This window comes from Angustibacter peucedani, assembly GCF_054779595.1.
Window position 1 is genome coordinate 18,805 of the sequence record NZ_BAAGXY010000077.1, and the last position, 9,879, is coordinate 28,683.

Annotated in this window: 11 protein-coding genes; 10 read left to right on the forward strand and 1 reads right to left on the reverse strand. The window is 74.8% G+C overall.

Annotated elements, in window-relative coordinates; genetic code table 11:
- The first annotated feature begins 2 nt into the window (after positions 1 to 2).
- The 10 genes from ftsW to ACYVJ4_RS14050 all read left to right on the forward strand — a co-directional run bounded on the left by ftsW (position 3) and on the right by ACYVJ4_RS14050 (position 9,290).
- Positions 3 to 1,277, forward strand: a complete 1,275-nt coding sequence (gene ftsW / locus ACYVJ4_RS14005) for a putative lipid II flippase FtsW (protein ID WP_460460751.1) — start codon at positions 3 to 5, stop codon at positions 1,275 to 1,277.
- Positions 1,274 to 2,395, forward strand: coding sequence for a UDP-N-acetylglucosamine--N-acetylmuramyl-(pentapeptide) pyrophosphoryl-undecaprenol N-acetylglucosamine transferase (locus ACYVJ4_RS14010; RefSeq protein ID WP_460460752.1), 1,122 nt, complete (start codon positions 1,274 to 1,276; stop codon positions 2,393 to 2,395). Before ftsW ends, ACYVJ4_RS14010 begins: the two co-directional genes overlap by 4 nt.
- Positions 2,392 to 3,816: a UDP-N-acetylmuramate--L-alanine ligase gene (gene murC, locus ACYVJ4_RS14015; protein WP_460460753.1), complete on the forward strand. Its 1,425-nt coding sequence runs from the start codon at positions 2,392 to 2,394 to the stop codon at positions 3,814 to 3,816. Before ACYVJ4_RS14010 ends, murC begins: the two co-directional genes overlap by 4 nt.
- Positions 3,813 to 4,562: a cell division protein FtsQ/DivIB gene (locus ACYVJ4_RS14020; RefSeq protein ID WP_460460754.1), complete on the forward strand. Its 750-nt coding sequence runs from the start codon at positions 3,813 to 3,815 to the stop codon at positions 4,560 to 4,562. Before murC ends, ACYVJ4_RS14020 begins: the two co-directional genes overlap by 4 nt.
- Before the next feature lie 184 nt (positions 4,563 to 4,746).
- Positions 4,747 to 6,051 carry a cell division protein FtsZ gene (gene ftsZ / locus ACYVJ4_RS14025; protein ID WP_460460755.1) on the forward strand — a complete coding sequence of 435 codons (1,305 nt, stop codon included), beginning with the start codon at positions 4,747 to 4,749 and terminating at the stop codon, positions 6,049 to 6,051.
- Positions 6,052 to 6,074: 23 nt separating this feature from the next.
- On the forward strand, positions 6,075 to 6,821 hold the full coding sequence (gene pgeF / locus ACYVJ4_RS14030) for a peptidoglycan editing factor PgeF (protein WP_460460761.1): 747 nt from the start codon (positions 6,075 to 6,077) through the stop codon (positions 6,819 to 6,821).
- Positions 6,818 to 7,537, forward strand: coding sequence for a YggS family pyridoxal phosphate-dependent enzyme (locus ACYVJ4_RS14035; protein WP_460460756.1), 720 nt, complete (start codon positions 6,818 to 6,820; stop codon positions 7,535 to 7,537). The genes pgeF and ACYVJ4_RS14035 overlap by 4 nt, the downstream gene beginning before the upstream one ends.
- 62 nt (positions 7,538 to 7,599) lie before the next feature.
- On the forward strand, positions 7,600 to 8,073 hold the full coding sequence (locus tag ACYVJ4_RS14040) for a cell division protein SepF (protein WP_460460762.1): 474 nt from the start codon (positions 7,600 to 7,602) through the stop codon (positions 8,071 to 8,073).
- Positions 8,074 to 8,077: 4 nt separating this feature from the next.
- Positions 8,078 to 8,356 (forward strand): YggT family protein, encoded by a 279-nt coding sequence (locus ACYVJ4_RS14045; RefSeq protein ID WP_460460757.1) that lies wholly within the window; start codon positions 8,078 to 8,080, stop codon positions 8,354 to 8,356.
- A 106-nt stretch (positions 8,357 to 8,462) separates the two neighbouring features.
- Positions 8,463 to 9,290 (forward strand): DivIVA domain-containing protein, encoded by an 828-nt coding sequence (locus ACYVJ4_RS14050; protein WP_460460758.1) that lies wholly within the window; start codon positions 8,463 to 8,465, stop codon positions 9,288 to 9,290.
- A gap of 108 nt (positions 9,291 to 9,398) precedes the next feature.
- Here ACYVJ4_RS14050 and ACYVJ4_RS14055 read toward each other — a convergent pair.
- A partial coding sequence (locus tag ACYVJ4_RS14055; RefSeq protein WP_460460759.1) for a hypothetical protein occupies positions 9,399 to 9,879 on the reverse strand: 481 nt, incomplete at its 5' end.

Sequence of the window (9,879 nt, forward strand, 5' to 3'; positions counted from 1 at the left end):
CGGTGAGCAGCCAGGCCCACGGGCGCACCGCGCTGCCCGTCGCCGGCTCGCGGCTGCGGCGCCACGTGCCCGCCGTCGAGCGCCTCGACTCCCCGGTCACCACGTACTACGTGCTGCTCGGCGCCACGTTGCTGCTGCTCGTCATCGGCCTGGTCATGGTGCTGTCGGCGTCGTCGGTCACCTCGCTGACCCGCAGCGGGTCGAGCTTCACGGTCTTCCGCAGCCAGCTGGTCTTCGCCGTCGTCGGCGTGCCGCTCATGGTCGTGGCCTCGCGCGTGCCGGTGCGGGTGTGGAAGGCGGTCGGCTGGGTCGCGCTGGTCGTCGCGCTGTTCGCGCAGGCGCTGGTCTTCTCGCCGCTGGGCGTCACGGTCAACGGCAACCGCAACTGGGTCGGCGTGGCCGGCATGCGGCTGCAGCCGAGCGAGGGCATGAAGCTCGCGCTGGTGCTGTGGGGCGCGGCGGTGCTGGCGCGCAAGCGGTCCATGCTCGACCGCTGGACCCACGTCGCGGTTCCGGTGCTGTTCCCGGTGGGGGTCGTGGCGATCGGCCTGGTGCTGGCCGGCCACGACCTCGGCACCGCGCTGGTGCTGCTGCTGGTGCTCGCCGCCCTGCTGTTCGCCGCGGGTGCGCCGGGGCGGATGTTCCTGGTGTCCGGTGGCGCGATGGCCGCGCTGGTCGCCGTGATGGTCATGACGAGCGACAACCGCAAGCGGCGCATCGCGAGCTGGATCGGCGGGCAGTGCCAGGACAGCCTGGGCGCCTGCTACCAGTCGATCCACGGCAAGTACGCGCTGGCCGACGGCGGCTGGTGGGGCGTCGGTCTGGGAGCCAGCCGCGAGAAGTGGTCCTGGCTGCCCGAGGCGCACAACGACTTCATCTTCGCCATCATCGGCGAGGAGCTCGGGCTCCCCGGCGCGCTCGTCGTCCTGGCGCTGTTCCTGCTGCTCGGCTGGGCCTGCCTGCGGCTGGTGACCCGCAGCGAGGACATGTTCGTCCGCATCGCCTCGGCGGCGGCGATGGCCTGGCTGCTCGGCCAGACGCTGATCAACGTGGGAGCGGTCATCGGCATGCTGCCCGTGATCGGCGTCCCGCTGCCGCTGGTGAGCAGCGGCGGCTCGGCCCTGGTCACCTCGCTCGTCGTCCTCGGCATGCTGATGTCGTTCGCCCGCGCCGAGCCGGGGGCCCGCGAGGCGCTCACCGCGCGCACCGGGCTGCTGCGCCGGTCGCTGGCGGTGCTGCCCGGCGTGCGCCGCGACCGGGGGCGGAGCGGGTCGTGACCCTCTCGGTGCTGCTCGCCGGCGGGGGGTCGGCGGGCCACGTGTCCCCGCTGCTCGCGCTGGCCGACTGCCTGCGCCGGCGCGAGCCGACGACCGTGGTCGGGGTGCTCGGCACGACCGAGGGGCTCGAGGCCCGGCTGGTGCCGGCCCACGGCTACGACCTGCACACGATCCCCAAGGTGCCGATGCCCCGTCGTCCGAACGCCGACCTGGCCCGGCTCGGGCCGCGCCTGCGCGGGGCCGTGGCGGCCGCGGGCGAGGCGATCGACGCCATCGGCGCCGACGTCGTCGTCGGCTTCGGCGGCTACGTCTGCCCGCCCGCGTACCTGGCGGCCCGTCGGCGCGGCGTGCCGATCGTGATCCACGAGGCCAACCCGGTGCCGGGTCTGGCCAACAAGCTGGGCGCCCGCATGACCCCGTACGTCGCCACGACGTTCGCCGGCACCCCGCTGCCGCACGCCACGCAGACCGGCATGCCGCTGCGCCACGAGATCAGCGACCTCGCCGACCTCGGCGCCGACGCGCGCGCCGACCTGCGCCGGGCGACGCGCACCGACCTCGGTCTGGACGCCGACCGCACCACGCTGCTCGTCACCGGTGGGTCGCTGGGGGCGCAGCGGCTCAACGAGACGTTCGGGACGGCGTCCGGCGACCTGCGCGAGGCCGGGGTGCAGGTGCTGCACGTGAGCGGCGCCGGCAAGCAGGTCGACGTCGAGCCGGTCGTCGAGGGGCTGCCGCCGTACGTCGTCGTCCCGTACGTCGACCGCATGGAGCAGGCGTACGCCGCGGCCGACCTCGTGGTCTGCCGGGCGGGGGCCAACACCGTCTGCGAGCTGGCGACCGTGGGTCTGCCCGGCGCGTACGTGCCGCTGCCCGTGGGCAACGGCGAGCAGCGCCGGAACGCCCAGCCCGTGGTCACGGCCGGCGGTGGGCTGCTGGTCGACAACGCCGACTGCACGCCGGCGTGGGTGCGCGAGGTGCTGCTCCCGCTGCTGCAGGACGCCGACACGCTGACCAGCATGGGCGAGGCCGCGACGCGCTTCGTCGTCCCGCACGCCGACGAGCGGCTAGCCGACCTCGTGCAGCGCGCGGTCGACGAGCGGCCGGTGCGGCGATGAGCCCGGACGTCGACCTGCAGGCCGAGCTGCCGACGCCGGCCGAGCTGTCGCCCGTGCACTTCATCGGCATCGGCGGCGCCGGGATGTCAGGCATCGCGCGGCTGATGCTGGCGATGGGCCTGCAGGTGAGCGGCAGCGACGCCAAGGACTCCCTGCTGCTCACCGCGCTGCGCGCCGAGGGCGCCACGGTGCACGTCGGCCACGACGCGGCCCACGTCGACGGCGCGCGCACCGTCGTGGCGTCGTCCGCCGTGCGCGAGTCCAACCCCGAGCTGCGCCGCGCCCGCGAGCTCGGGCTGCGGGTGCTGCACCGCTCGCAGGCGCTCGCGGCGGTCAGCCGCGGGCACCGGGTCGTCGCGGTCGCCGGCACCAACGGCAAGACCACCACCACCTCGATGCTCACCGTGATGCTGCAGCGCTGCGGCGCCGACCCGTCGTTCTCGATCGGCGGCGAGCTCACCGAGAGCGGCACCAACGCCCACCTCGGCAGCGGCGACGCCTTCGTGCTCGAGGCCGACGAGAGCGACGGCACGTTCGTCGTCTACCGGCCGCAGATCGGCGTCGTCACCAACGTGCAGCCCGACCACCTCGACTTCTACGGCACCGCCGAGGGCGTCGACGACGGGTTCCTCGCGCTCGCGCGCAGCATCGCTCCCGGCGGGCTGCTGGTGGTCTGCGCGGACGACGAGGGTGCGGTGCGGCTGGCTGGACGCGCTGCGGCAGAAGGGATCCGGGTCACCACCTACGGCGAGGCCGAGGAGGCCGACGTCCGGCTGACGGGGGTGTCGCTCGACGGCGCGACCACCGGGTTCGACGTCGTCGACCACGGCCGGCCGGTGGGCCGGGCCCAGCTGCGCGTGCCGGGCCGGCACAACGCGCTCAACGCCCTCGCGGCGTACACGGCGATCGTCGCGCTCGGGCTGCCGCCGGGCGACGCGCTCGCCGCCACGGAGGCCTTCACCGGCACCCGCCGCCGGTTCGAGCCGCGCGGCACCGCCGGCGGCGTGCGGGTCTTCGACGACTACGCGCACAACCCCGGCAAGGTCGCGGCGGCGCTCGCGACCGGACGTCAGGTGGCCGGGCACGGCCGGCTGGTCGTGGTGTTCCAGCCGCACCTGTACAGCCGCACCCGCGACTTCGCGGCCCAGTTCGGCGCGGCGCTCGGCCAGGCCGACGAGGTCGTCGTCATGGACGTCTACGCCGCGCGCGAGGACCCGGTGCCCGGCGTCTCGGGCGCGCTGGTCGCCGACGCCGTGCCGCTGCCCGACGACCGGGTCGCCTTCGTGCCGTCCTGGTCGGCCACCGCCGACGCCGTCCGGGCCCGGCTGCGCCCCGGCGACCTGCTGCTCACCGTGGGGGCCGGCGACGTCACGCTGCTGGCCGACGAGGTGCTCGACCTGCTCGGCGGGGCCGGGCGATGAGCACCCGGACGACGACGGTGCGCGAGGCGACGTCCGAGACCGCCGCCCGCTTCGAGGCCCGCGCCCGCGCGGCCCGCTGGCGCTCGCGGCGCCCCGTGCTGGTGGCCCTCCTGCTGGTGCTCGCGCTGGTGCTGCTGGCCGTGCTGGCCTGGGCCGGCCCGCTGCTCGCCGTCCGGTCGGTCGAGGTGCAGGGGGTCACCGGCGCCCAGGCGCAGCACGTCGCGACGGTGGGGGAGGCCGAGCGCGGCACGCCGCTGCCCCAGGTCGACGCGGCCGCCGTGCGATCGCACCTGGCCGAGCTGCCCTACGTCGCCTCGGTGCGCGTCGAGCGGGCCTGGCCGTCGACCCTGCGTCTCGTCGTGACGCCGCGGGTCGCGGTCGCCGCCGTACCGCGCTCGGGCGGCGGCTACCGGCTGGTCGACGCCACCGGCACCGCGTTCCAGAGCACCAGCAAGGCGCCCCGCGGCGTGCCCGTCGTGCGGGTGCCGCTGGCGGGCAGCACGGCCGCCGACTCGCTGGCCGCCGCGCTCGCCACGCTCGAGGCGCTGCCGGGCGACCTGCGCGGCACCGTCAGCCAGGTGCGCGCCGACACCCCGGACGACGTCCGGATGAAGCTGGGCAGCGCGCAGGTGGTGTGGGGGAGCGCGGACGACACCGAGCTCAAGGCCCGGGTGCTCGCAGACCTGCTGCGGCACAAGGCCCGCACGTACGACGTGAGCTCGCCGCTCACGCCCGTCGTCCGCTGACGGCTGGTCCGTCCGGGCGCGCCGGCGCCGCCACATCACGACACGCCGGGCGCGGTCGTTGTCGCGACCCCCTGCGGCACCTAGCGTCTGCGCCTGAGGACGTGGTTGACATAACTATAACCCTCAAGTAGAGGGTCAGAGTCCGAGCGACACCCCGGCACCACACCAGCGAGAGGTCCCCGACGTGGCAGCACCGCAGAACTACCTGGCCGTCATCAAGGTCGTCGGCATCGGCGGCGGCGGCGTCAACGCGATCAACCGGATGATCGACGTCGGCCTCAAGGGCGTCGAGTTCATCGCCATCAACACCGACGCGCAGGCGCTGCTGATGTCCGACGCGGACGTCAAGCTGGACGTCGGGCGCGAGCTCACCCGCGGCCTGGGCGCCGGCGCCGACCCCGAGGTCGGCAAGAAGGCCGCCGAGGACCACATGGAGGAGATCGAGGAGGTCCTGCGCGGGGCCGACATGGTCTTCGTCACCGCGGGCGAGGGCGGCGGCACCGGCACCGGCGGCGCCCCCGTGGTGGCGCGCATCGCGCGATCGCTGGGCGCGCTGACCATCGGCGTCGTGACCCGCCCGTTCACCTTCGAGGGACGGCGCCGGGCCAACTCCGCCGAGAGCGGCATCGCCGCCCTGCGCGACGAGGTCGACACCCTCATCGTCATCCCCAACGACCGGCTGCTGTCGATCAGCGACCGCGCGGTCAGCATGCTCGACGCCTTCCGCAGCGCCGACCAGGTGCTGCTCTCGGGTGTGCAGGGCATCACCGACCTCATCACCACGCCCGGCCTGATCAACCTCGACTTCGCCGACGTGAAGTCGGTCATGCAGGGCGCGGGCAGCGCTCTCATGGGCATCGGCTCGGCCCGCGGGGAGGACCGCGCGGTGCAGGCCGCCGAGCTGGCGATCTCCTCGCCGCTGCTCGAGGCCAGCATCGACGGCGCCTACGGCGTGCTGCTGTCGATCCAGGGCGGTTCCGACCTCGGCCTGTTCGAGATCAACGAGGCGGCCCGGCTGGTGCAGGAGGCCGCGCACCCTGAGGCCAACATCATCTTCGGCGCGGTCATCGACGACGCGCTCGGCGACGAGGTGCGGGTCACGGTCATCGCGGCCGGTTTCGACGGGGGCGTGCCCACGCACAAGGCCGACAGCCGCGCGCTCGGGCAGATCACCGGCTCGTCGGCGTCGCGGCCGGCCACCGGGGCCACCAACGGGTCCACCGCGGGTGCGGCGAACGGCGCGGCGAACGGCAGCGCCGCCACCCGCCCGGCGGCGCCGACCCAGCGGCCGTACGCGACCTCGCCGTCGGCGTCCGCGCCGGCCGAGCAGGCCCCGACCGCCGAGGTGCCCAAGGCCGAGGTGCCCGCGCCGCGCGAGGAGCCCATCGTCGTGCCCGACAGCCTCGAGCCGGTGCGCGCGCGCACGCCGCGCTCGGTGGTCTTCGACGACACCGACGACGAGCTCGACGTCCCGGACTTCCTGAAGTAGGTCTGCGGCAGACTGGCCGGGTGATCGACGACCGGCCAGGCCTGGCCTGGACCGACCGGCTGGCCGACCCCGCCGGTGACGTGCACCTCGCGTTCACCGACCGGCGGGGCGGCCGCAGCCGCGCGCCCTACGAGGGGCTGAACCTCGGCGCGCACGTGGGCGACGACGCGGTCGACGTGGCGGCCAACCGCGCCGACGTGGCGGGCGCGGTCGGTATCGACCCGGCGCGGCTGGTGGTGGCCAGCCAGGTGCACGGGCGCGAGGTCGTGCAGGTCGACGCGCCGTTCGACGGCCCACCGCCGGAGGCGGACGCGATGGTGACCACGGCGCCGGGCCTGGCCCTCGCGGTGCTGGTGGCCGACTGCGTGCCCGTCCTGCTCGCGGCGCCGGCCGAGGGCGTCGTCGCGGTGGCGCACGCCGGGCGACCCGGGATGGCCGTCGTCGTCGTGCTCGCCGCCGTCGCCGCCATGCGCGACCTGGGGGTGCGCGAGGTCGTGGCCCGGCTCGCCCCCTCGGTGTGCCCGCGCTGCTACGAGGTGCCGCTCGCGCTGCGCGAGGAGGTGGCCGCGGTCGCCCCCGCGAGCCGCTCGGTCACCTGGACCGGCACGCCGGCGCTCGACGTCGCGGCCGGCGTGCTGGCGCAGCTGGCCGACCTCGGCGTCGCGGCGCGCCAGCTGCCGGGTTGCACGGTCGAGCGGCCCGACCTGTTCTCCTACCGGCGCGACGGGCGCACCGGCCGCTTCGCCGGCCTGGTCTGGCGCACCGCGTGAGCCGCCGCGACGAGCTCGCCGCCGCCCTGGCCGCCGTCCACGAGCGGGTCGAGCGCGCCTGCGCCGATGCCGGCCGTTCGCCCGACGACGTCACCGTCGTCGCGGTCACCAAGACCTTCCCCGCCTCGGACGTCGTCGAGCTGGCGGCGCTCGGCGTCCGGGACGTCGGCGAGAACCGCGACCAGGAGGCCGCGGCCAAGGTCGAGGAGGTGGCCGAGCTGGGCGGCGAGGGCACCGACCGGCTGCGCTGGCACTTCGTCGGGCAGCTGCAGCGCAACAAGGCCGCGGCCGTCGCGCGCTACGCCGACGTCGTCCACAGCGTCGACCGCGAGCGGCTGGTCACCGCGCTCGACCACGGCGCCGAGCGGGCCGGGCGCACCCTCGACGTCCTGCTGCAGGTCGACCTCGAGCCCGGCGGGGGAGCGGACGCTCGCGGCGGGGCGAGGCCGGGCGACGTCGCGGCGGTGGCCGAGGCCGTCGCCGCGGCGAGCGCGCTGCGGCTGCGCGGCGTCATGGCCGTGGCGCCGCGCGGAGCCGACCCGCGGGAGGCCTTCGAGCGGCTGGCGCAGGTCGCCGAGCGGCTGCGCGCCGACCACCCCGACGCGACCTGGGTGTCGGCCGGCATGAGCGGCGACCTCGAGGCCGCGGTGGCCTGCGGTGCGACACACCTGCGTGTCGGGAGCGCGGTCCTCGGTTCACGCCCGTCACTCCGGTAACGTCCGAAACCGTCAACGTGGTGCGCGACGTGCGCGCCCGGACGACGACGGAGGAGCTGGCGATGGCGGGTGCGCTGCGCAAGACGATGGTGTACCTCGGGCTGGCCGAGGACGACGAGCGCTACGACGACGAGATGTACGACGACTACGACGACGAGCCGTCCCAGCGTCCCGAGGTGCCGCGGTCCGAGCGCAACCAGGTCACGCAGCTGCCCCAGCGCCCCGTGGCGCGGGTCGTGCCGTCGTCCGGCCAGGAGCTGCACCGGATCACGACGATCCACCCGCGCACCTACAACGAGGCCAAGACGATCGGCGAGTCGTTCCGCGAGGGCGTCCCGGTGATCATGAACCTCACCGACATGGACGACAGCGACGCCAAGCGGCTGGTCGACTTCGCCGCCGGCCTGGTCTTCGGCCTGCACGGGTCGATCGAGCGGGTGACCAGCAAGGTCTTCCTGCTCTCGCCGGCGCACGTCGAGGTGACGGCCGAGGACAAGGAACCGGTCGTCGCCACGGGCTTGTTCAACCAGAGCTGAGCGCGTGCACGCCGTCCGGACCGTCCTCTACCTGGTCGTCCTCGCCTTCTTCGTGCTCCTCGTCGTGCGGCTGGTGCTGGACTGGATCCAGGCCTTCGCCCGCGACTGGCGGCCGTCCGGCGTGATGCTCGTGGTCGCCGAGGTCGTCTACTCGGCCACCGACCCGCCGCTGCGCGCGCTGCGCCGCGTCGTGCCGCCGCTGCGCATCGGCCAGATCTCCGTGGACCTGGCCTTCATGATCCTGTTCATCGTGACGCTGCTGCTCATGCAGCTGCTCGCCTGACCGCGGTGGTCCACCACGACGCGAACCAGCCCGGGGTCGAAGTGACCTCCGACCTGCAGATTCGCTACCGTGTGCCGGGCGACCCCAGACACCGAGAGGTGACCACATGCCGCTGAACCCCGAGGAAGTTGTCAACAAGCGCTTCAGCCCGACGAAGTTCCGTCAGGGCTACGACGAGGAAGAGGTCGACGAGTTCCTCGACGAGGTCGTCGCCGAGCTGCGACGCCTCAACTCCGAGAACGAGGAGCTGCGCGCCAAGCTCAGCGCCTGCGAGAGCCGCGTGGCCGAGCTGTCCCGCAACGGCGGTGCCGCACGCACCCGGCCGCAGGACGAGCCGGTGAGCGCTCCCGTGCCGGTGGTCCCGCCGGCCCCGGCGCCCGCGCCCGTTCCCGACCCCACGCCGACCCCCGCCCCGGTGCCCGCCGCGGCGTCGCTGCCCGCGCCCGTCGCGGCCCCGACGTCCACGGGTCCCGAGAGCGCGGCCGGCATGCTCGCCCTCGCGCAGAAGCTGCACGACGAGCACGTCGAGGCCGGCAAGGCCGAGCGCACCAAGATCGTCAACGAGGCGCAGGAGCACGCGGCCCGGCTCGTCCGCGAGGCCGAGACCAAGCAGCGCGAGACGCTCGGCGACCTCGAGGAGCAGCGCCAGGTGCTGCAGCGCAAGGTCGAGCAGCTGCGCCAGTTCGAGCGCGAGTACCGCAGCCGCCTCAAGGCCTACCTCGAGGACCAGCTCAAGCAGCTCGAGGCCAAGGCGTCCTCCGGTGGCTCGGCGCCCGACGCCCCCGGCCAGACGGCCGGCGGCGCGGACACCGGCAGCACGGCCGAGGTCACCCCGCTGCCCACGCGCGGCGGCTTCGGCCAGAGCGGGAACGGCGGTGACGGCTCCGAGCGGCAGGGGCAGTCCGAGACGCCCCGCTTCCCCTTCGGGAGCTGACCTCGGGGGGTCGGCAGACGCACCACCACGACAGGGCCACCGGTGAGCACCGGTGGCCCTGTCGCGTGCCCGGGCGGCGCGTCGCGTTGAGGCCGCTCCTGGCGACCCCTATCCTGCCCGCACCGCGCCGTACGGTGCGCCGGACGACGACGTCCGCCTGCTGACCTGGGGAGACACGATGGCCAGATCGAGCGTGGGCAGCTCGGCCCGACGCGCTGTCGGGGCTGCCGTCGCGCAGGCCACCCGGGTCGCGAAGAAGGCCACGGCGAAGAAGGCCGCGGCTTCGGCGAAGAAGACGGCTCCGGCGAAGAAGGCCGCTCCCGCCAAGAAGACGTCGGCTCCGGCCAAGAAGGCGGCGCCCGCGAAGAAGACGTCGGCTCCGGCCAAGAAGACGTCGGCTCCTGCCAAGAAGGCGGCTCCGGCGAGGAAGGCTGCGCCGGCCAAGAAGACGTCGGCTCCGGCCAAGAAGGCTGCGCCCGCGAAGAAGGCGGCGCCCGCGAAGAAGGCGTCGGCTCCGGCGAAGAAGGCCGCTCCGGCGAAGAAGGCGGCTCCGGCGAAGAAGGCGGCTCCGGCGAAGAAGGCGGCTCCG

Coding starts and splice junctions, on each gene's coding strand:
- murC (WP_460460753.1), top strand. CDS start 2,392: ATGAGCCCGGACGTCGACCTGCAGGCCGAGCTGCCGACGCCGGCCGAG.
- ACYVJ4_RS14020 (WP_460460754.1), top strand. CDS start 3,813: ATGAGCACCCGGACGACGACGGTGCGCGAGGCGACGTCCGAGACCGCC.
- ACYVJ4_RS14040 (WP_460460762.1), top strand. CDS start 7,600: ATGGCGGGTGCGCTGCGCAAGACGATGGTGTACCTCGGGCTGGCCGAG.
- ACYVJ4_RS14050 (WP_460460758.1), top strand. CDS start 8,463: ATGCCGCTGAACCCCGAGGAAGTTGTCAACAAGCGCTTCAGCCCGACG.